The organism is Microbispora sp. CL1-1, assembly GCF_012034195.1.
Lineage (GTDB): Bacteria > Actinomycetota > Actinomycetes > Streptosporangiales > Streptosporangiaceae > Microbispora.
In genome coordinates, this window is record NZ_JAATEK010000262.1 from 1 (window position 1) to 219 (window position 219).

Sequence of the window (219 nt, forward strand, 5' to 3'; positions counted from 1 at the left end):
TTGGGCCACCTCACGAACCGACCCCACCACCACCCACGACGACCGCACACCACCCCGCCCACGACCACCCGAATCGGAGGCACCTGCGCCCGCACCCGGGCCGGCCGCGCCAGTGCCATTCGCGCCAGTGCCGTTCGTGCCAGCAGCGTCCGCGCCATCGGCAGCACCACGCGCGGCACCAAAGCCAGCGCCAGCAGCGCCAGCAGCGTCCGGGCCAGT

At 74.0% G+C, this 219-nt stretch carries 1 protein-coding gene; it reads right to left on the bottom strand.

Annotation, left to right across the window (positions count from 1 at the left end; translation table 11 throughout):
• Positions 1-219 (bottom strand): hypothetical protein (locus tag HCK04_RS41790; RefSeq protein WP_205831312.1); only part of this gene is annotated, 219 nt, incomplete at both ends.